Consider the following 21,937-nt stretch of genomic DNA (forward strand, 5'->3'; position numbering starts at 1 on the left):
GCTAGCTGCCGAATTTCGGTGGTTGGTGCGGAAGCGTCGATTGGTAGGTGTTCTCTGCTCCGTTTAGATCACTGGCAATTTCACTTCCGAGATAGCGCTGAACAGTGCTTCTCAAGACGCCTTGATCGTTGACGTAATCCTGGTAGGTGGGAAATCCATTTGGGAATAGGTTTCGGTCACCGTAGCCTTGCTGGAACAGCTGTTGAGCAATCTGATACTGCGTCGCGCCGCCACTGTTAACCGGAATGTGGGGCACCACCTGCTCCTCAGGCTGCTTGCCAACCAGCATATCTTTGAGCATGGCATCACCGCCCGGAATATTGCCGAGATCATTGATGACGGAGTTGACGCCCGGAATCGAACTACCCGCGGTCTTGAGAGCGTCATAGGCGGCAGATTTGTCGTTATAGATTTCGAGAGCGCGAGCGTGGTCGAGAGCACCTTGTTGTGCGTGCGACATACTGGAGGCGACATCGTCGAGTCCCTGGAGCCGACTGGCAGCGTTGAGCGCATCGACATCAGGGGTGTTGTGACTGGCGATGGAGTCGGTGAATTGCTTGTGGTAGCCCAGCCGATCCTGATCAATCGCGGCGTGCAGGGTTTTGGCGGCTTCGGGATCGGACTCCAGGATGCCGAGCAAGTCGCGGGTGTGCGGCATATTCGCGTCTGTGCGGTCGTCTAGCGGCGTGAAGCCACGGCTGTGGTCAAGGTTGTGCCCCATCATGTCATCAAGGAACGGCGTGTTCGCCTCGGACAAAGCGCGAACCAACTCGGGATCGGCCTTGCCGAACATTTCATTTGTCCGGTAGACCGGCCCGTCACCATGCCAATGGTCCTTGGGTTCGAGGGCAGTCATGCTGGTGAACTCTTTGCCATGCGAACCGATGTACTGGTCGAACGCGTGCACGGTTTCACCGGCTCGGGTCGCAGCACCGAGTTGTGTGGTGTCATTGGCAACTGGCGCCAGTCCATGCAGTAGCGTGCCGGCGGCTGCGCCGCCGTCGTCCCAATGGTGCCGCAGCAGGTTGCTGATGTACTCGTTGTTGGGCGACTTGCCATCTGCGCCGGCCACCAAGTCGTGCACGGCCCAGTGATCCCGTCCGGCCGCTGACAACATGTCTTTGAGCGCCGGATTGGCCGATAGCTCCCATCCCTGCTTGTACGTCCCGTCCGGAGCCCCTTTGAGGATCTGTTCGGTCTGCTTGAGCACTGACCGGTCCAGGTCGGAGCCGTGCAAAAAATCGGTGCTGCCTTTCATCATGATGGCGGCCAGGTCTCGGCGATCTTGAGCATGGATATCGCCAGGACTTGACGGCAACCCGGCGGCCACGTTCTTGATCCCAGTCGGCAGCCGATCCAAGCCACCTTTGATCCCGCCGCCCGCAGCTTGCACCTTCGGATCGGACAGCATCTGGAGCCCGTTCATGAGATTTGCGCTGGCACCGGGATTAGTCTTGTCGAGCTGGTCCATCATGGCTCGCACCTGCTGAATGTTCTTGCCGTCCAGGGACCGAGCCAGCGAGTTCAGATAGTCCATTTGCGATTGCGGCAGCTCGAGCTTGCCCGCCTCCCACGCCTTGATCTGCTCAGGGGTCAGCTGCGTTGCGGCTTTGAGTCGATCCAACTCTTCCGGGGTAAGTTTGCCGCTACTCAGGGCATTGCCGTCCTCGGTGCCGTCTTTGCTGGTCGGTGCTACCTGCCCTCCGGTGCCGGTCCTGATGGCATTGGCGAATTCGAAATCGGCTTCCTGACCCTCAGACAGGACCTTCTGCATCTGCTTTTGCAGGTCACCGAACTTCATCTCCGCAGCAGCCTTGGCTTGGTCGGTCAGGAAACTCGTGTTAGGTGGAGAGATGGTATTGGTGGCCTCATCGATGTGGCACGCGGGTTGCTGCTCGGCGTAGTTCACCAGAGCGTTCAGATCGGTGACCGTCTTTTGAGCCCGTTCATGGGCTGCGGTCGCGGCTGCGACCATGGCCATGTCTTTCTCATGGGAGGCATCGAACGCACTAACTCGGCGATTCAAGGCATCGTCGGCGGCGTCGCGCGCGGTGCCTTTCCACTGTGTTGCATCCCGTAGCGACTTGATTTCGCTGGCAGCGTCCGCGCTGCCATTGGCGCGTTTTTGCGCCGCGTCACGAAATTCATCAATCAGCTCGGGCAGCTTGCGCAACTGAGCCAATGTCAGCCCCACCTTGGACCCGGCTTCTACAGCGCCGAGCCGGCAGCGTCGATGCTGTGCCGCCCATCGTCATCGGCAGCGGTGTACTTGGTTGCCGCGCTGCGGTGATGATCAGCCAGCCCGATCATGTCCTTGTGATGGGCTTGCGTTTCCTGTTCCCAAGTGCCCAAGACATCAGCGATAGCCGCTCCGGACACACTGTCGCCAAAGTGCGGCAGCACGCGGGCCACATCAGCGTGCGCCGTCGAGTGCTCCGTGTGCACCGCAGAAGCGGCCACGTCCAGACGCGCTGCTCGGACGTGCAAATCGTCCACGCGGACCCGTAACTCGTTTCCCGCCATGACCTAACCCCCAAAACCCGTGACATATGCGGAATGCCCCCAACCGCAACGTGCATCAAGGCTACCTGAACCGCCCCAGGTTTGATGCCGCTGCTGTTTGAGTCCGGAAGGATGAGCAGCATGCCTAAGAAGATCGATCCTGCGTTGCGTGACCGTGCGGTGCGGTTGGTGACCGAACATCAGCAGGAGTATTCGTCGTTGACCGCGGCCTCCGAGGCGGTCGCGCGCCAACTCGGCGTGGGCAAGGAATCGGTGCGTCGCTGGGTGGTCCAAGCCCAGATTGATGGCGGACAACGCCCGGGTGTAACGAGCGAAGAAATCGACGAAATCAAACGACTGAAAGCTGAAAACCGAAGGCTGCGTGAGGATGTCGCGATTCTGAAAGCGGCAACGACTTTCTTCGCGGGGGAACTGTGCGCCACGAGGCGCTGGGTATATCGAGAGGCGGTGAGAGACCGTCTCCTTTGGGTCGTCGCAGCGGCCTGAGGAAGCATCGGGGCAGCCGATCGCCGGGAACGACGGTGAGCGGTGGCAAGCGGTCCCGAGAAGGCGAGCCGTGCCGGTACTGCCAGACGGTGCGGGCTTGTCGAGCAAGGTCAGAAGGTGCAGCGTAAGCGAACCAGTGTCAGACGCTCCGTAACCGCGAAGCCGGCTCCAATCTGGTGGATATGGGCCGGTGTGCAGTGCACGAACCCGAGCGGGTGGGGTTTGACTCCGAAGCCGTTTAGTTCCAGCGGTGGGGAGGCCACGGTGAAGGCCTGCGGCGTAGCCGTGGCGATGCTGCCGGAGTAGAGCTGGGCGCCTCCCTGACCAATCGATGACCTGGTGAACGTGGGAACCACCCTGCGGGACCGCTCATTTCGTTTCCGGCAGCCAGTCGGGGCGGGTGTGACGACTCGGGTTCGGAGTCAAGGAACCGCATTTCAGGGTGGGGCGGAGGCCTCGTAGTAGTCGCGGGCGGTGACGTGCCCGTCGTGGAGACCGAGAAAGGCGGTCACAGGGCGAAGGGGGCCAGCAAGACATGCAGTGCGGAAACTGGAAGGTCAGGAGAGGAAGTTATGTCGCCGGTGAATACCGACGAGCTGGAGTTGGCGCTGATGCTGGCGCGGCAACGGGTACTGAAGATCCAGACCAAGCTGCACCGTTGGGCACGCGATGATCCTGATCGCCGGTTCGACGATCTGTTCAACCTCGTCGCCGATCCCGCGTTCGTGTTGGTGGCGTGGGATCGGGTCAGCGGGAATAAGGGTGCCGCCACGGCCGGGGTGGATCGGCGCACCGCGTCGTCCATCACTGCCGGGCAGGGCATCGAGGTGTTCCTCGATGAACTGCGGTCGCAGTTGAAGGACCGCAGTTTCCGCCCGTTGCCGGTGCGCGAGCGGATGATCCCCAAGACCGGTGGTGCGTTGCGCCGCTTGGGGATTCCCACCGTGGCCGATCGGGTGGTCCAGGCATCGTTGAAGTTGGTGTTGGAGCCGATCTTTGAGGCGGATTTCCTGCCGTGTTCCTACGGTTTCCGTCCGAAGCGCCGCGCTCATGATGCGGTGGCCGAAGTGCGTTATCTCGCAACACGTCCCCGGTGTTATGACTGGGTTGTTGAGGGAGACATCAAGGCCTGTTTCGATGAGATCGACCACACCGCTCTGATGGGGCGGGTGCGTCGACGCGTCGGTGACAACCGTGTCTTGGGGTTGGTGAAGGCGTTCCTCAAGGCGGGCATCCTCACCGAGGACGGCCTGCTGGCGGACAGCACCGCCGGAACTCCGCAGGGTGGGATTCTTTCGCCGCTGTTGGCCAATGTGGCGTTGTCGGTGCTCGATGAACACATTGCCGGGTTGCCGGGTGGTCCGGCTACCGGCTCGGTTGAGCGCGCTCGACGACTTCGTCACGGGCAGCCGAACTTTCGGCTGGTCCGCTATGCCGACGACTGGTGTCTGATGGTGCGGGGCACCAGAGCCCACGCCGAAGCACTACAGGAGGACATCGCCGCCGTGTTGGCGACGATGGGGTTGCGTCTGGCACCGGACAAGACCCTGATCACCCATATCGACGAGGGGCTGGACTTCCTCGGGTGGCGCATCCAGCGTCGCCGCAAGCGGGGCACCAGCTGCAGCTACGTCTATGTTCATCCGTCCACGAAGGCCGTGTTGGCGGTCAAACGGAAGATCAAGACGCTGCGCCGAACAGTTGAACTCAACCAGCCGCTCGATGACCTGCTGCGCCGCATCAACGCGACGCTGCAGGGATGGGCGGGCTATTTCCGGGCCGGGGTGTCCTCGGCGACCTTCTCCTACCTCAGTCACTACACGTGGCAGACGGTGTGGCGCTGGCTCCGACGAAAACACCGCAAGTCGACCTGGAAAGACCTGCGCCGCCAATATTGCGGCGGCGGCTGGTGGCCAGCCACCGAGGACCGTGTGCTGATCGATCTGGAGAAGATCGGCACGACCCGCTACCGCTACCGCGGTGCGGTCATTCCCTCGCCCTGGCCGACCGACGAGGAGGACACCACAGCAGCCTGACCGGGTCTTGTGGAGAGCCCGGTGCATTGAAAGGTGCACGCCGGGTTCGGGAAGCGGCCCGGGAAAACGGAACAGCCCCAACGGTTGTCACCGCGTCCCGGGCCGACTTTCACCGACCCCCGCAACCGTTGATCGCCGCGTTCATCGACGATCAACGCGCCGCCGGGCACGCGGTCGAGTCGATCTGCCGGGTCCTGCACGAGCAGGGCTGCCAGATCGCCGCGCGCACCTACCGGTCCTGGAAGCAACCGGGCCGGGCCGTAGCGGCCCGCACCATCACCGACGCCCAGGTCATCGACGCCGTCCACGAGGTCGCCTGGTCGACTAACGCTGCCGGGCAGAAGGTACTGGCGCCCGAGGGGCTCTACGGGCGGCGCAAAATGACCGCCCTGATCCGCCGTACCGCCCTGCCGGACGCATCCGCTGGGGCCGTGGACCGAGCTATGCGCACATTGGGTTTACAGGGCATCCGGCGGTCCAAGAAGGTGCGCACCACGATCCCGGACGCCGGCGGCTCTCGGGCGCCGGATCTGCTCAACCGCAACTTCTGTGCCGATGCCCCGAACCGGGTGTGGGTCACCGACTTCACCTACGTGCGCAGCTGGGCCGGATTTGTCTACGTGGCGTTCATCGTGGACGTGTTCGCCCAGCGGATCGTGGCCTGGCACGCCTCGACGTCCAAGGCCACGGATCTGGTCATGACCCCATTACGCATGGCGGTATGGCAACGCGACCACGAAGGCCACCCCACCACGGCCGGCGCACTGATCCATCATAGCGACGCGGGCAGCCAGTACACGTCGATCAGATTCACCGAACACCTTGAACTGGAAGGGATTTCACCATCGATCGGCAGCGTGGGAGACGCCTATGACAATGCGTTGATGGAGACCATCAACGGCCTGTACAAGACCGAATGCATCCGCACCACGGTGTTCCAGCCGGGCCCGTTCCGCACCGTCGCCGACGTCGAGTACGCGACAGCGGCCTGGGTCGAGTGGTACAACAACCGACGGCTGCACTCAACTCTGGGCATGGTCACCCCAGTCGAATACGAGCAAGCCCACTACGACGCCCTCAACCGAGAGCGTCAACCCATATAGCAGCGGCGGAGAACCTGGGGCGGTTCAACCAGCGTCGATGAAGCTCGACCTGCACCAAAAAATTCTCGCGTGATGTGCCGGCGCAATCGCTCGAAAACCTTTGCTGCGACAAACTGCGACTGTGTCCGAAGCCTCGATGTCATGCCCGCAACCCCAGCGTCCTGACGCAGGACTAGTCCGACAACCACCGCGGGGCCAACGCCCAAACGATGCCGGACCAGGCAGATCGGCCCAGAACACAGAGGACGTGACGTGGTGGCCGTTCTCACCGCGCACGTCTGATCACCGAAATGAATTCCCCTGGGCTGCGCCGCTACGTCAGCTACCTACCGTGGCCAGCGCAAACAAGGTGACCAAAGTGTTTCAGCGGAGACCGCTAGTGGTGTGTCTCAGTTTTGATTGACTGCTTGTTGGAGTTTGGTGCGTGCGCGGCGAACTTTGGCGAGGATGGATTCGGCGGTGGCCGTCCACACGTAGGGCTTGGGATCGGCGTTGTGGGCGTTGAGGTATGACTCGATGCTGGCGATCAACTCGGGCACACTGCCGAAGATACCGCGGCGTAGGTTCTTGTCGGTCAGGTCGCGGAACCACCGTTCGACCTGGTTGAGCCATGACGATGAGGTCGGGGTGAAATGGAAATGAAACCGCTTGTGCCGCTTCATCCAGTTCGTGACCTCGACGTGCTTGTGGGTGGCGTAATTGTCCAAGATCAGGTGGACCTGTAACCCCCGGGGAACTTCGCGGTCGATTGTGTTGAGGAATTTGATGAACTCGGTGTGGCGGTGTCGGGGCAGGCATTGGCCGATCACCGTGCCGGTCAGCACGTCCAGTGCGGCGAACAGCGTGGTGGTGCCGTTTCGTTTGTAGTCATGGGTCATGGTGGCGGCCCGCCCCTTGACCATCGGCAGTGACGCCTGGGTGCGGTCCAACGCCTGGATCTGGGACTTCTCATCCATGCACAACACGATGGCCTGCTCGGGCGGATTCAGATACAACCCGACCACATCGATGAGTTTGTCCTCAAACGTGGGATCCCCTGACACCTTGAACGTGTCCACCCGATGGGGCTTGAGACCTAAGTCGGACCAAATCCGTTGCACCGTAGCCGAACTGACCCCGACTCGCTTGGCCATCGTGCGACATGACCAATGCGTGGCACCATCGGGAGTTGTCGTCGTGGTCAACCGCACAATCTCGGCGATCGTCTCCTCCGAAATCGACGGCTTGCGGCCGCGCCCGACCCGGATCTTGCCCAGCCCGGCAAGCCCGTCCTGACTGAACCGCTCACGCCAGCTGCGCACCGTCACCGGTGTCACCCCAACTTCCTCGGCGATCCGGGTATTGGCCTCACCGTCGGCGGCCATCAGCAGCACCTTCGCCCGCAGCACCTGCTGATGCGGCGCAGTGTGCGACCGTTCCAGCTTCTCCAACGTTTCACGCTCGGCCGGCGTCATTGGCAAGGCCGCTGCTGGTGATGCACTCACCCAGACAGAATAACCAACATACGACTATTTATTTACGAGACACACCACTAGAACAACATGAATTGGTCGCCGGCCGGCGTGCGGTCGACGAACTCTTCGACGTCCGAACCGCCGACGACGTGGCCCAGGAGCGCCATGAAGTCGGCGTCGGAGACCAGCGGGACGCCGAGCTCCCTGGCCTGGTAGCCCTTGCCCTGAGCGGGCGCCGGGTCGTTGCAGATGACCAGCGAGGTATGGGCGTCGACGCTGTCGGAGTAGGACAGTCCGACGTGCACGATGCGCTCGATGACTTCTTCGTGCGTGCGCTGCATCTCACCCGACAGCGCCACCCGCATGCCCTGCACCAACGGCTGGCCGGCGACGAACCGGCCGGGGTTGGCGTAGGCACACGGCAGTCGCGACGCCAGGACTTTCAGCGGCCGGAGTTCGTCGTGCGTGATGGCGCCGCTCGGCCAGCGCTTGCGGCCCACGTTGCGGATGGGCAGCCAGCGCCGGTGCTCGCGCGCCGCGGCCAGTGCCGGTTTGAGGATCTGGGCCAGCACCATGGCGTCGTCGAGGGCATCGTGCGGACGGATCTGCGTCGCGCCGTAGTGCGTCGCCAGGGTCTCCAGGCGCAGGTTCTCGGTGCCCAGGTTGAGCCGGCGGGTCAGTTCGACGGTGCACATGACGCTGTCGACGGGCAGGACCGCGCCGACGCGCTCGCACTCGGCGGCCAGGAAGGCGTAATCGAAACCGGCGTTGTGAGCGACCAGCGTGCGACCGGACAGCACGGCGGCCAGGTCGCCGACGACCTCACCGAAGGTCGGCTGGCCCGCCAGCATCTCGGAGGTCAATCCGTGCACGTGCGTGGGGCCGGGATCGACTCCGGGATTCAGCAGGCTGCTGAACGAGTGCTCCACATTGCCGTCGTCTCCGAGGGCCAGCGCCGCGACGCTGATGACCCGGGCGTGGCCGGGGTCGAATCCCGATGTCTCGACGTCGACGACAGCCCAACCCGCGCCGGCCTCAGTGGCCGGTCGGCCCCAGCCGAGGTTGGTTTCGTCCACGTGGCAAGGATGGCATGGACCCCCGACAGATTTGGCGGGCAGCGCAGCGTGTCGCCGATCGGAGCCGGATCAGACCCGGACACGCAGACCGTCTGCGACCGTGGCCAGGTATGCCGCGAGCAGTCGGTCGATTTCTTCTGGGCCGGACCGCAGCGCTCCCGGACGCCAGGACAGGGCCAGCAGACCGTTGAAGGTCGCCCAGAACATCGTCGCGAGGTCGTCGGGGTCGAGAGCGGGATTCACCAACCCGGCTTCGATACCGGTGCGCAGCACGGCCGCGAGTTTCGCGTTCTGGGTACGGGTCAGCTCGGCGATGCGGTCGACCGCGTCCGGGACGTCCGGCGGTTCGACGAGGATCTGGAATTCGTGCGGACGTTCGCGGGCAAAGCGGGCATACGCGTTGGCCGCCAGCATTATTCGCTCTTCCACCGTGCCGTCGGCCGCGTACGCCGCATCCATGTAGGCCCGGTTCTCCTCCATCGCCTGCTCGGCGACTGCGGTGAGCAATGCGGCCCGCCCGCCCACGCGGTTGTAGACGGTCTGCAGTGCGACGTCGGCCCGCTCGGCGACGGCCTCGAGATTCAGCCCGTGCACACCTTCGGTCGCGATGATCTCGCGGGCAGCGTCGACGACGGCGCGACGGTTGGCCTCGGCCCGTCGCTGCGTTCTGGTCATCCCGGGATCGGCCACGCCCAGAGTGTAACCGGTACCACTTTTGTAAGTACTTACAATTTTGGGGTTACTTACATATCGTCGCTTCATGACCCGCACCGATGTGACTTTCCCGTCGGGCGACGCCACCTGCGCCGCCTGGCTGTACACGCCCAAAACCCCCGCCACCGGAAAGCGGCCGATCATCGTGATGGCCCACGGTCTCGGCGGCGTCAAGGAAATGCGCCTCGACGCCTTTGCCGAGCGCTTCACCGCCGCCGGCTACGCCTGCGTCGTCTTCGACTACCGGCACTTCGGCGCCAGCGCGGGCGAACCGCGCCAGCTGCTCGATATCGACAGGCAACTCGAAGACTGGCGCAGCGCCATCGCGTACGCCCACACCCTCGACGGCGTCGATCCCGACCGCGTCGTGGTCTGGGGAACCTCGTTCGGCGGCGGGCACGTGATCGTCACGGCCGCGCAGGACAAGCGGCTTGCCGCGGCAATCGCGCAGTGCCCGTTCACCGACGGCTTCGCGTCGTCGTTCGCCATCCCGCCGTCGACGTCGGCCAAGGTCACCGCCCTCGCGGTGCGCGACCAGATCGGCGCCCTCCTCGGCCGCGATCCCGTCATGGTTCCGACGTACGGACCGCCCGGGTCGACGGCGCTGATGACCTCACCCGATTCGGTCGCGGGGATCCAGAACCTCTTGCCACCGGACGCCGAAATCGAACGCGACGTCGCAGCGCGCTTCGCCCTGCAGATCGTGCGCCACTTCCCCGGCCGCCGGGCCCGCAACGTCACCTGCCCGATCTTCTTCGCCATCTGCGAGCAGGACGCCGTCGCCCCGCCGGGGCCGACCCGGAAGTACGCCGCGCAGGCACCCCGGGGCGAGATCAAGCTCTACGACACCGGCCATTTCGACATCTATGTCGGCGAGGAGTTCGAACGCAACGTCACCGACCAGCTCGACTTCCTGTCGCGCCACGTTCCGGCGGCCACATCGTGACCGGCGGCAACAAATCTGGATTGTGGGAGATGAACCCCTCGGCGAGGTGCTCGACGCTATCGTCACGGGCATGACCACGATCGCCCCCGACGCCCCCGTCCTCGTCACCGGCGCCAGCGGGTATATCGGCAGCTGGATCGTCCGCTACCTCCTCGAAGCCGGGCATACCGTGCACGGCACGGTGCGCAACCCGCAGAAGCCGACAGGCCTCGAGCACCTGCACAAGCTGTCGGCCGACCATCCCGGCAAGCTCACGCTCTTCAAGGCGGATCTGCTCGACATCGGCAGCTTCGACGAGGCGATGGCCGGCTGCGAGCTCGTCATGCACACCGCGTCACCGTTCCTGCTGCAGGGCGTCACCGACGCGCAGGAGTCGCTCGTGCGCCCCGCGCTGGAAGGCACCCGCAACGTGCTGGATTCGGTCAACCGCACCGAGAGCGTCAAGCGCGTGGTGCTGACCAGCAGCGTGGTGGCGATCTACGGTGACGCCCGCGAATCCCGCGACGTCCCCGGCGGCGTCTTCACCGAGGACCAGTGGAACACCACCAGCAGTGTCGACCACCAGCCGTACTCGTATTCCAAGACCGTGGCCGAGCAGGAGGCCTGGAAGTACCAGAAGGCGCAGAACCGCTGGGATCTGGTCACCATCCACCCCGGCCTGGTGCTCGGGCCCTCCCTGACCAGCGCCAGCGACTCGGCCAGCCTGGCCACCATGAAGCAGTTCGCCGACGGCACCATGCTGACCGGCGCACCGGAGCTGACCTCTGGCGTCGTGGACGTCCGCGATGTCGCCGACGCCCACGTGCGCGCCGGCTTCACCCCCGAGGCGCACGACCGCTACCTCGTCAACGCCGCGTCGCTGAGCCTGCTCGAGATCGGCCAGATCCTGCGCGGCGAGTTCGGCGTGCTGTATCCGTTCCCGTGGCTCAACGTGCCCAAGGTCGCCGTGAAGGCTGTCGCGCCGGTGCTCGGGCTGACGCGCGAGTTCGTGGACACCAACGTGGGATACCCGCTGGTCTTCGACGCCAGCCGCAGCCAGAGCGAACTGGGATTGGTGTACCGGCCCATCGAGCAAACGGTCATCGACCACTTCCAGCAGATGCTCGACGACGGCATCGTGCGCAAGCGGCCGAGCATCCGACTGCCGTAAGTGGGCACCCTCACACGTGTCGTCACATCCGGGGCTGCCCTCTTAGACTTCCGGGGATGATCACCGCACGAGGACGTGTCGCGCTGGGCGCGGGCGCCGCCGCCCGTTGGGCGTCACGCGTGACGGGCCGCGGTGCCGGCGCCATGATCGGCGGGCTCGTCGCGATGAAGCTGGACCCGTCGATCCTGGGGCAGCTCGGTTCCGGGCGGCGGTCCGTCGTTGTCACCGGCACCAACGGCAAGTCCACGACGACGCGGATGACGGCCGCGGCGCTGGCGACCATCGGGCCGGTGGCCTCCAACAGCGAGGGCGCCAACATGGACGCGGGCCTCATCGCCGCGTTGGCTGGTTCCCGTAAGGCGACACTGGCCGCCCTCGAAGTCGACGAGATGCACGTACCGCACGTTTCCGACGCGGTCGACCCGTCGGTGATCGTGTTGCTCAACCTGTCCCGTGACCAGCTGGACCGGGTCGGCGAGATCAACCACATCGAACGGACGTTGCGCGCCGGGTTGGCCCGGCACCCGTCGGCTGTGGTGGTGGCCAACTGTGACGACGTGCTGGTGACATCGGCGGCGTACGACAGTCCCAACGTGGTGTGGGTGGCCGCCGGCGGCGGTTGGTCGGGCGACTCGGTGAGCTGTCCGCGCAGCGGTGAGGTGATCGTCCGGGAGAACGGGCACTGGTATTCGACCGGTTGCGATTTTTCCCGGCCGGCTCCGCAGTGGTGGTACGACGAGACGAACATCTATGGGCCCGAAGGCTTTACCGCACCCATGACGCTGGCCCTGCCCGGCACGGTGAACCGCGGCAACGCGACGCAGGCAGTCGCCGCGGCGGTGGCGCTGGGCGCGTCGCCCGCCGCGGCGGTGGCGGCGGTGTCGACGGTCGACGAGGTCGCCGGCCGCTACCGGACCCTGCAGGTCGGCGAGCACACCGTGCGCATGCTGCTGGCCAAGAACCCCGCCGGCTGGCAGGAGGCGCTGTCGATGGTCTCCAGTGACGTTGCCGGAGCGGTCATTTCGGTGAACGGCCAGGTGCCCGACGGCGAAGACCTGTCCTGGCTGTGGGACGTGAACTTCGAGCACTTCGTCGACTTCCCGGCGCCCATCGTGTCGGCCGGCGAACGCGGCACCGATCTTGCGGTGCGCCTGGGTTACGCGGGCGTCGACCACACGCTGGTGCACGACACGCTGGCCGCCATCAAGTCCTGCCCGCCCGGGCACGTCGAGGTCATCGCGAACTACACGGCGTTCCTGCAGCTGAGCCGGGAGCTGGCATGAGCACGCCCGTACGCATCGGTCTGGTGCTGCCCGACGTCATGGGCACCTACGGCGACGGTGGCAACGCCGTCGTCCTGCGACAGCGCTTGCAGATCAGGGGAATTGATGCCGAGATCGTCGAGATCACCCTGAACGACCCGGTGCCCGATTCGATGGACCTCTACACCCTCGGCGGCGCCGAGGACTACGCCCAGCGACTCGCCACCCGGCACCTGCTGCAGTACCCGGGCCTGCAACGCGCCGCCGAACGCGGCGCTCCCGTGCTGGCCATCTGCGCCGCCATCCAGGTCCTCGGGCACTGGTACGAGACCTCGTCGGGCGAGCGCGTCGACGGCGTCGGACTGCTCGACGTCACGACCTCACCCCAGCCCGAGCGCACCATCGGCGAAGTGACGTCGGTTCCGGTGATCGCGGGCCTGACCCAGAAGCTGACGGGCTTCGAAAACCACCGCGGCGGAACCGATCTGGGCCCTCTGGCCCAGCCGCTGGCACGCGTCGAGAAGGGCGCCGGCAATCGCGCCGGCTCCGGCTACGACGGTGTCGTGCAGGGCAGCGTCGTAGCGACCTATCTGCACGGCCCGTGCCTGGCCCGCAACCCCGAGCTGGCCGACTACCTGCTGGCTCAGGTCGTCGGCGACCTGCCGCCCCTGGACCTGCCCGAGGTCGACCTGCTCCGCCGCGAGCGCCTCGCCGCGCCCCGTCGCGCTTAATCCCTGCCGCGCAGGTTAGCCGATGGCGCACCGGTATCCGGCAGTAGCTCACTCGGAGCCCCAGTGTGCAAGACCACCAACACATCTCGCGCGCGAGTGGCTGCGACGTATAGCAGCGACCGCTCACGCCGAAGTGCATCTGCGCGTTCAGCTTCAGGAAGTGACTTCAGCCGGTACTCCGACGGCAGACTGTCCCTCCCTACTCCAACCAGAATCACCCGGGAGAACTCCATGCCCTTCGAGCGGTGCATGGTCATCACAGCAGCTTTCCCAGACGCGGCCTGGCCGTCGCGGTCGACGAACCGCACCTCGGCGCCGTATTCGGCCAGCACCCGCGGCAGTCGCTCACCTTCGTTGCGCGTCGACACGAGCAGGCCAACCGGACCAACGGCATCGCCCCACTCCTTCACGAAGCCCGCTGCCCGCTCATAGAGTGCGCTGAGCGATTCACATTGCACAACAAACGGTTTCGGCCCACTGCGCGCAGACCGATAGCCATCAGATGACACGGCCTCTTCGTTCAGGTCCACGAATTGCTCGCCGCTGAGAATCCCGAGCGCGTACCGCAAATTCTGGTCAGTCGTCCGGTAGTTCAAGGTGAGTCGTTTGGACCGCCCGACGATGTTGATGCCGAACCGCTTGAGTGCCACTTGGTTCCCGTAGATCCGTTGATGCGAATCTTCTGCCAGGAAAAGATCATTCGGCCCGGGGGCCACCAGAGCCCGCAAGAGCATCAGCCGGGTCGGGCTGAGGTCCTGCGCCTCGTCGACCAGGATGTGGTCAGCGAACCGCAGGCCCGTCGTGTCCAGGTAGGTCGCGGCGATGGCGGCCCGCTCGTCCCAGTCGGTCGCGCCGTTGGCGGCTGCGGTGGAACGGTACGCCTCGATGATGTCCCAGACCTGCCCACGTTTGCCGCGGTCGAGCGCAACGCCGCGCCCGGGTCGGCGGACTTTCAAGTACTGCTCACGCGAGGTGATTCGGTTGGGCAGCACGATCATTCCGTACTCGGCCGCCAAGAAACCCGGCGAACGAAGCTCTGCCGACAGGTCCGACCCCGCCGCCGCATTGGCCCACTCCCCGTCACCGACGACACCCAGAACATCCGCGCCCCGTGGGCCGAGCACCGATGTGACGGCAGCGCTGTCGGCCATCGTCAGCACACGATGCGCGATCGCATCGACGCCGCCAACATAGATACCGGGCTCCCCCAGCGCATTGGCGATTGGCAGGTCACGGTCGAGCACTTTCAACTGGTCGCGCAATCCATCGGCGAGTGTTCTGTTGAACGTTGTCAGCACGATTCGTGCAGACGGATTCGCCTTGGCCAGCGCACGGGCTCGATGCAACAGAACGACGGTCTTGCCGGTTCCGGCGCCACCGGATAATCGAGCGGAGCTGTTGTAGCGCTTGTCGACGAACATCCGTTGTTCGGGATGCAGGTAAACCCGCCATGCATGAAAGTCGTTCTTCTCCAGGATGTCCCGCAGCGAGTCGTCGTCACCGTTGATGAACGCGAACTCCATCTGGGCCGCGGGATGCTTCAACGCCTCGAGCAGGTCGTCGTCTGATTCGTCATCGGTCTTCGTGTCACGAATCGAGTAGGCGTCGCGGACGTCCGACAGTGGCTTGCCGGTGTAGATGTCGAGCAGCGCTTCGCCCTGCCACTTGGCAGACGCTGTGGCTGCATAGTCGAGAAGTTCTGAAGAGTCGGTGATGTCGAGCACGCCTTCGGCGAAGTCGGCGTCGATGCCGAGATCGGTGAACATATCGACGGTGAATTCCCGTTCACGCAACGACTTTTCGACCGTGGATACAACTTCGGTCGTCGCCGGCTGGGGCGTCGGCGGCTTTGGTGCCGCCGCCTCGGCGTCCTGGTCGGCTTTGATCAGCTCGGCAATTCCATTGCGCGGGTTGATCGACACCTTGACCTTGCGCGCCTGCTCGATCGCGTCGTCGTGCGGAAGGGTGCCGAGGTAGACGTAGTGTGCCTCGGCGCCAGAGCCCTGGACCTTGACCATAACTGCGCGGTAGAAGTCGTTGACTCGGCCCGTTCGTACTCTCGGGTCGATGCAATTGTTGATCGGCTCGATGTGCAGTCCCGGTGCGGTGTCGTCCTTTTGGAGTTTGGCCAGAAACGCATACACCGCCTTCTGGGTACTGCCGTCGACATCACCGAGTTGGGGACCGAAAACGATCTGCGGCATTACGAGGACACCTTTCCGATCACCGCTGAAATCTCTGACGCCTCGGCTGCAACCAGCCGCCAACCGAGATCGACCAAATCTGTGCGGTCCTCGTCGTACAGCTCCAAGTCCACAGCGATCTTGTACTCGGGCCACGCAATGCTGGTCATTATTCCTTCCACCTCGGCGCCGACGGTCGGCTTCGGCAGCTTCAACTCGTCGATCCGCGCCAGCAGCCTGGCCTCGACTTCTGTTGCACCGTCTGCATTTTCCGCCTCTGGCACCACAACCGACCCGAGCTTCATGTGGTTACGCGTGGTGATGACGGTTTCGGCTTGCCGCAGGCTGAGCAGATTGGACAGCCAGAGCCATTCCTGCCAGGAGGCCTTGCCGTCGGGTCCGGCTTCCGCGTCGTCGAGCACGACGGCGGTGGCGAATGTGAACGTTGCCTGGTCGACGTGACGAAGGACGACGGCCAGTCGGTCGCGTCGCCATACCGTGGCGACGGCATCGCCTGCCGCAGGCGCACCCCCATCGAGGACGTCAAGACCCACCTGCGCCAGGTGGGCATCCGACCGCATTGGCAATTGTGTGACACCGTCGGGGACGAGGAAGAACGGCACCCAGTGGGCCAGGTCTCGACGCTCGTCTGCCGAGGGCGCCTGAATCCAGGCCAACAGGGATTCCATCGGCCCGCGCGGAATGAGGTCCACCGCTTTCGCTGACAGCTTGTCGCCGGCTGCGGCCAACACCGGGGACACGGTCTGCGCCGAGTACCACGACGGCGGTTTCGCCTCTTTGAGGTCATCCCAAGTGAAAGCCATCACGAAATATCCTTGGCCGCGCAGATTTTGCCGCTTCTCGGCGTCGTCCCACAGTCGGTTATTGGTGATGCTGGCGTGGAAGTCGAATCCGTCGGTGAAGATCGCGACCGGCGGCACGCCGGGCTTTTTGGACCGAAGCACGAAGTCGGGCTTGCACCCGGAAATGTTCTGCTGCGGCTGAAGTGTCCACTCTCGTCCGGCTCCCAGCGAGAAATTCCACGCGATGCCAGAGCCGGTCCAGAACGGTTCGATGGTGGCGCCGAGAGTCTTGAGCCGTTCTTCCAGTACCCGACGGAATTCGAGTTCGAGAGTCGATTCGTGGGACTTCGTGTCCGGCCACTCTTCCTTCAAGTTCCACGTCATTGTGGTGGGGGCGCCGAGCAGTTCGCGCAGCCGGTTCTCCGCGTACGCACGGTCGGTGTACTTCACCTGATGCAGCGACGCGAACGGCAGCAGGCATTTGTCGCAGGCCAGCTTGCCGTCATCCTGGCACGGGCACGCCGCGACAACGTCGAGTGCCAACCGCAGGATCGTCCACACAATCTCCGGGTTGGCGAGCTCGGCCAGATATCCGGTCCCGCCCGGGACGATGTCGTGGATCAGGAGTGCACGGGCTCCGCTGTCGGGATCGCGGATCGGCTGGACCTGCAGGTGGTCGGGCGCGCCGCCGATGTGTTGTTGCAGCCCGAGCAGCAGCGCGGCGGTCATGGACGGGATCGCGAAAGGGTCTGCGCCGACGGTCCATTCGATGGGCAGTCGCATGACGAGCCCCTCAGTGACCATCTTGCGGCCCAGCGCGATGCTGACGGTCTTCTCGTTCTGAGCCGTACGCAACGAGCACCACGGCCGGTGCTCGCGGGGCGAGTTCGAGCCGGTGGCGAGGTCGAGCTTGCCGCACTCGGAGCACAGCCGGAACATGGCCGCGTTCCACTCGTCCCCGGAGATGAACCGCGACGTGCCCGGCGCGTGGGTCTTGCCGATGTTGAGCCACCGCAAAGTCAGGCCACGAATGTGCTTGGCCCCCAACCCGACATCGTTGGCGTACCAGGTGCGGGACGTACCGGCTCCGTCGATGTCGGCAGCGAACACGATGTCGAAGCGCTCGCGGGTCCGTTCATCGCGCACGTCGTCGATGGTGGCTTCTTCGCGGCGGATCGCCGAAGACACCGCGGTCAACTCCACCACAGGGATGCGTTGCCCGACGTCGGCGATACCTGTTGCCTCGCAGCGTGGACACTTCGCGGGCGAGGCTTCCTCGTCGATGAATCCGCAGTCCGGGCAGCACGCCCACGCCCGCATCGCCTCACCCTCGACGCCCAGATCGACGGCGTCGATCGCGATCGCGAATCCGTTGGCGTAAAACGTTGAGCCGGGTGCGAAATCGCGTAGCGCCGCAGCCGATCCCCGGGAGAGTTCGAAGGAGGTGTCGTCGTAGGACTGGGTTTCGGGGTCCATCCACGACACCGACACGGCGAGGGTCACGGAGTCGTCGAGCAGTGTGTAGTTCGGGAACAACCCGAACGTTTCCAGCGTGCTGATCCAGTATTCGCTGCGCAGATCGCTGATCTGACGGTTGGTGAGGTTCAATGCTGCGAGCGCGGTGCGGTATTCGCGTCGGTCGTCTTCGGTGGCGGCCGCAGAATTCGCCTTTTCTTGCAATGCGGGAAGCACACCCTGAACCTGTGTGCGCCGATGTCCCAGTGTTTCAAGGCGTTTCGACCACGCCAACGATGCTTGATGGCATCGGTCCGCGAGGCCGCCACCGGGCGTGGCCCACTCGCGCAGCCGCTTGACCACATCACGATCAAGGGAGCTGAACCCGCCGACGAATGCATCGATGAGTGCGGGGTTGGTCTCGGCCTCGTGGATGAGCGTCCCGAGGTAGGTTCCGGCGACGGTGGATGACAACGCCTCCACGGTGTTGCGTGGGTGCGGCATGTCCTTGTCGCGGGCCAGGCGATCGGCGACCGACGCTACGAACTGGCGGCGCAGAATCTCTTCGGCGTCAAGGTAAGTGGCGGGCGGTCGCACCGCACCGTTGATGATGTCCAGTGGCCGGTAAAACCTCGGTAGCTGGTCACCTCGGGCGGTGACGAACGCGAGGTTGAACGCATTGCCGGTGATGCGGCCGGCGCGGCCCACCCGCTGCAGGTAATTGGCGACGGTCTTGGGCACCGATGCCAACATGACGGCCGACAGGTCGCCGATGTCGATACCCATCTCCAGCGTGGGTGTCGCAACCAAGACGTTGGGCGCATTGGGCGCGGGATTGCGGGCCTTGAACTGGTTCTCGTACTCCAGCCGAACCTTGTCCTCCAAGAGGCTGGTGTGCTCGCGTGCCACCACCCGCTGAATGTCGGACGATTCGTACATCTGGCGATAGAAGTTGTCCTGCAACGGAAAGGCACGCTGGAGACCAGCGCAGCGCGGGACAAAGCAAGGGCCGCCGACCAGTCGGGCCACTGCATCCGGCGCGGCCACGGTGACCGCGTGGCAATCGTCGCACTGCAGCGCCACTTCGCCGCCCGCCATCTCGTCGGGCACGACAGCGCGCACGATCAGCGCGCGCGGATCGAGGTGATAGGTGGTGGCACCTGTCTTGGAGGTGACGGTTCCGATGACGCCGCGATCGGCCAGCTGCTCGAACAGCAGCCGGGCGAGGGTGGCGCCGTCGTTGGCGGTATCCAGGCCGAGCACCTTCTTGGTCCATGCGGCATACCAGCCTCGGACGGAGGCCACCGGTTCCAGATCGGTATCACCACTGCCGCGCTTGCCGGCTACCGGGAATCCCGGCGTGGAGCTTCCTTTGCCGAAGCCGGGCATGCCTTCTTGGCGTTTGCGGCCACCGGTGATCCACCAGCGGTTCCCGTCCTCCTGCCGGAACTTGGCGAACCATTCGTGGTCGATCGCGCCCCGTGTGCGCATCCGCTCGATGACGCCGACGACCCACCGCAGCAGCAGATCGTCGGTTGTGTTGATGATGCTCGACTGCGTTCCCGCGGCGGCCTCCCACGCGGATCGGGCGCAGCGGGTCAGCAGGCCGGGGTTCGCGTCGAGCTCAGCGACGGCACTGCCCGAAAGCTCAAGCGTGCGACCGACATTCGAGCGCAAACCGAATTCCAGCTCGATGTCGAGCAGCAACCGTTTCTCCACCCAGCCACGCACCTGCCGCGGAACCTGCCGCAGAGTCGGCGTCGACCAGAACTTCTCGAACTTCTCCCGCGCGGCGAGCTCGGGCGGCAGCACGCGATAGCGCTTGCTCTGGTCATCGCCGGCCAGATCCACGACGCGCGCGGCCAGTTTCGCGAGGTCGATGTCGTCGTCGCCGATCGCCTGGCGCACCAGCGAGCGCAGAGTCAGCGCGTGGGAGCGGGCCTGGACGAATCCGGCCCGGTGCGCCGCGTCCTGCACGCTGTCGGTGAACACCAGGGCTTTCTTCTCCCGCGGGTCCAATCCTGGTGTGCCGAACAGCCCTGACAGCGACACCGACAGCATGGTCGCGATCGCCGAACCCAGGAACCGAATCCCCTCCGCACGAAGACACGACGGGCAGGTGTCCTTCTTCGAGAGGTCTCCCGCGTTGTCGCCCTTGTGGGTCAGCACCGGAAGTACGACGGACTCTTCGCCGCCGCCGCACGCGGACACCAGTTGCCGCGCGTCGACGTCGAACCACATCAGGTTGGAGTCTTCGCCTGCCTCCGGTTCGCGGTCCCCGTCAGCGGGAGCGTAGATAAGTGGTCGGAACCGTTCATCGCCCTTCATGTGCTTCGTGCGGATCGCGTCATCGCTGGAGTCCAGTTCCCAGCCGGTGGGCGCCAGGATCACGCCCCAGCCGGAGCGGTGGCAGTGCCGGCAGTAGATCGCCGGGAACGTCGGCAGCGCGTGGCCCGAGGCGTCGGCGACGATGCCGTCGTCCTCCCAGATCAGCCGAGGCGAACCGGCCGCCTCACGCCCGACACGGGTCAGCTCACGGATCCACAAGTGTGCCTCTAGCGAAACCGCTTCGCGGCCGCACTCCTTACGGAGGTGGCTGAGCATCCCCAGCACCGCTTCGAAGAACGCCTCGACATCGGCCGGCCTGGCCACCGCGATCTCGCGAGGATTCACGGTCTCCGCCGCGAGGTCAGCCAACGACATCGCGTCGCCCGACGCCGAAACGACCGCTTGGACCAACGGATGCTGTTTGGCCAAGTTGAGCAACGCTTCAGCGTCAGCATCCTCGATCGCCTCACGTGGCGCCGAATCATACAGCGCTGCCAGGACTTCAACCGCAATGGCGGCGGGAGGTGTCGGCTTCTGAAGTGCCCGAACCCGGTGAACAACCCCGCTAATCACCGATGCGTCAACATCATTCGGAGGCCACGGTGGAGGTGCACCCGCCGCCCATTCGTCGATGCCGAACCGCGACTCGGTGACGACCGCCGATTGGTCGAACGGCTCGCCGAATACGGTTTCGGCGAAGTCCAGCATGGTGCGTGGATCGCCCTTGTCCCCCAAGGTCGCCGACGTCGCGATCGGTGTGATGCGACCCAGCGGCCGCCTCCAGTCTTCCTCGGTCAGGCTCTGGTCGGCGGCGTTCCAGTAGCTTTTCAGCGTTAACCCGAGACGGCGCAACAGCATTGACACGTCGGTGCCTTGGGCGCCGTCATAGGTGTGGAATTCGTCGAGCACCAGGTACTGCAGGCTGTGTGCGCTCTGCCGCCAGATGCCTGCGTCAGCGTGACGAAGCAGTAGCTGGTCGAGCATCTTGTAATTGGTGAGCAGGATGTCGGGCGCGCAGTCGCGGATGATGTCGCGGCTCGCAATCAGTCCGTCGGCGCTGACTTTGGAGCGTTCGGGACCTTCCTGACCGGTGTAGAGGGCGGCGGTGACGCCGCTGATCGGCTCGTTGCAAACGATAATCGACGCCAGACGGCTCGCCTGATCGTTGGCCAGCGCGTTCATCGGGTACAGGATGATCGCTTTCGTCCCGGTGATGCCCTGGCGTTTGGCGCGCTGAACGTGATCGAGGATCGGATACAGGAACGACTCGGTCTTACCCGACCCGGTACCCGTGGTGACCAACGTCGGTAAAGGACGGGGCTTGTCGGCGGTGAGGTTGAAACTGCTCAGCCGCTCAAAGGCCGCCGCCTGATGGCCGTAGGGTGTGAAGCCCTCGTACCACTCCAGACTGTCGCGCCACCCGGGATCGGCGGGACGGAACGGCAGACGGAGACGCACATACGGCCCCCGGAACAACCCGGTTTCCGGATGCTGCAGAAATTCGTCCAGCGCATAGCGCGCATCTGGATCGGCAAGGGCGAACGTCGTTCCCAAGTAATCGAGCAAGCTGTCCCGGATGGACGCGGCCTGCGAGATCGGGAGCAGCTCAAAGGCCTCCGTGCCGGTGGAGGTGCCAGATTGCGCCTGTCGCATCGCCGGATTCTACGTCTGACGTCTGACAGGCAAT

General features: G+C 64.7%; 12 protein-coding genes and 2 pseudogenes. 7 read left to right on the forward strand and 7 right to left on the reverse strand.

All coding sequences use genetic code 11. The features are described from left to right. Position 1: 1 nt before the first annotated feature. Together ACZ5IQ_RS26725 and ACZ5IQ_RS26730 are read right to left on the reverse strand one after the other, a co-directional pair. A complete protein-coding gene (locus ACZ5IQ_RS26725; RefSeq protein WP_131808655.1) occupies positions 2-2,194 on the reverse strand; it encodes a TPR repeat domain-containing protein in 2,193 nt (730 codons plus the stop codon). Positions 2,195-2,208: 14 nt separating this feature from the next. Next, the gene (locus ACZ5IQ_RS26730) at positions 2,209-2,523 is read right to left on the reverse strand and encodes a type VII secretion target (protein WP_064857733.1); all 315 of its coding nucleotides are present in this window, start codon (positions 2,521-2,523) and stop codon (positions 2,209-2,211) included. Between the two features lie 120 nt (positions 2,524-2,643). Between ACZ5IQ_RS26730 and ACZ5IQ_RS26735 the strand changes: the two are divergent. The 3 genes and pseudogenes from ACZ5IQ_RS26735 to ACZ5IQ_RS26745 all read left to right on the forward strand — a co-directional run. Then, positions 2,644-2,931, forward strand: a pseudogene (locus ACZ5IQ_RS26735) (transposase); the annotation flags it as partial. 566 nt (positions 2,932-3,497) lie between these two features. Then, complete coding sequence (gene ltrA, locus ACZ5IQ_RS26740) at positions 3,498-5,045, forward strand: group II intron reverse transcriptase/maturase (RefSeq protein ID WP_464480510.1); 1,548 nt, start codon at positions 3,498-3,500, stop codon at positions 5,043-5,045. Continuing rightward, positions 5,012-6,148 (forward strand): annotated as a pseudogene (locus tag ACZ5IQ_RS26745) (IS3 family transposase); the annotation flags it as partial. The gene ltrA and the pseudogene ACZ5IQ_RS26745, both read left to right, overlap by 34 nt. 389 nt (positions 6,149-6,537) lie before the next feature. On the opposite strand, the gene ACZ5IQ_RS26750 reads toward ACZ5IQ_RS26745, so the two are convergent. The 3 genes from ACZ5IQ_RS26750 to ACZ5IQ_RS26760 all read right to left on the reverse strand — a co-directional run bounded on the left by ACZ5IQ_RS26750 (position 6,538) and on the right by ACZ5IQ_RS26760 (position 9,353). Beyond that, positions 6,538-7,602, reverse strand: coding sequence for an IS630 family transposase (locus ACZ5IQ_RS26750; RefSeq protein WP_064860309.1), 1,065 nt, complete (start codon positions 7,600-7,602; stop codon positions 6,538-6,540). A gap of 77 nt (positions 7,603-7,679) precedes the next feature. Next, complete coding sequence (locus tag ACZ5IQ_RS26755; protein ID WP_133428445.1) at positions 7,680-8,678, reverse strand: DEDDh family exonuclease; 999 nt, start codon at positions 8,676-8,678, stop codon at positions 7,680-7,682. 69 nt (positions 8,679-8,747) lie between these two features. Further along, on the reverse strand, positions 8,748-9,353 hold the full coding sequence (locus ACZ5IQ_RS26760) for a TetR/AcrR family transcriptional regulator (RefSeq protein WP_133428446.1): 606 nt from the start codon (positions 9,351-9,353) through the stop codon (positions 8,748-8,750). 85 nt (positions 9,354-9,438) lie between these two features. On the opposite strand from ACZ5IQ_RS26760, the gene ACZ5IQ_RS26765 reads away from it, so the two are divergent. The 4 genes from ACZ5IQ_RS26765 to ACZ5IQ_RS26780 all read left to right on the forward strand — a co-directional run bounded on the left by ACZ5IQ_RS26765 (position 9,439) and on the right by ACZ5IQ_RS26780 (position 13,481). Continuing rightward, a complete protein-coding gene (locus tag ACZ5IQ_RS26765; protein ID WP_133428444.1) occupies positions 9,439-10,338 on the forward strand; it encodes an alpha/beta hydrolase in 900 nt (299 codons plus the stop codon). Between the two features lie 70 nt (positions 10,339-10,408). Further along, a complete protein-coding gene (locus ACZ5IQ_RS26770) occupies positions 10,409-11,488 on the forward strand; it encodes an SDR family oxidoreductase (protein ID WP_133428443.1) in 1,080 nt (359 codons plus the stop codon). Between the two features lie 56 nt (positions 11,489-11,544). Next, complete coding sequence (locus ACZ5IQ_RS26775; RefSeq protein ID WP_133428442.1) at positions 11,545-12,771, forward strand: Mur ligase family protein; 1,227 nt, start codon at positions 11,545-11,547, stop codon at positions 12,769-12,771. Further along, positions 12,768-13,481: a type 1 glutamine amidotransferase gene (locus tag ACZ5IQ_RS26780; protein ID WP_064860307.1), complete on the forward strand. Its 714-nt coding sequence runs from the start codon at positions 12,768-12,770 to the stop codon at positions 13,479-13,481. Before ACZ5IQ_RS26775 ends, ACZ5IQ_RS26780 begins: the two co-directional genes overlap by 4 nt. On the opposite strand, the gene ACZ5IQ_RS26785 is transcribed toward ACZ5IQ_RS26780, so the two are convergent. Continuing rightward, positions 13,478-15,685 carry a UvrD-helicase domain-containing protein gene (locus ACZ5IQ_RS26785; protein ID WP_064860306.1) on the reverse strand — a complete coding sequence of 736 codons (2,208 nt, stop codon included), beginning with the start codon at positions 15,683-15,685 and terminating at the stop codon, positions 13,478-13,480. The genes ACZ5IQ_RS26780 and ACZ5IQ_RS26785 overlap by 4 nt on opposite strands. Then, on the reverse strand, positions 15,685-21,903 hold the full coding sequence (locus tag ACZ5IQ_RS26790) for a DEAD/DEAH box helicase (RefSeq protein WP_406801883.1): 6,219 nt from the start codon (positions 21,901-21,903) through the stop codon (positions 15,685-15,687). The genes ACZ5IQ_RS26785 and ACZ5IQ_RS26790 overlap by 1 nt, the downstream gene beginning before the upstream one ends. Positions 21,904-21,937 lie beyond the last annotated feature (34 nt).

The organism is Mycobacterium toneyamaense, from assembly GCF_055384815.1.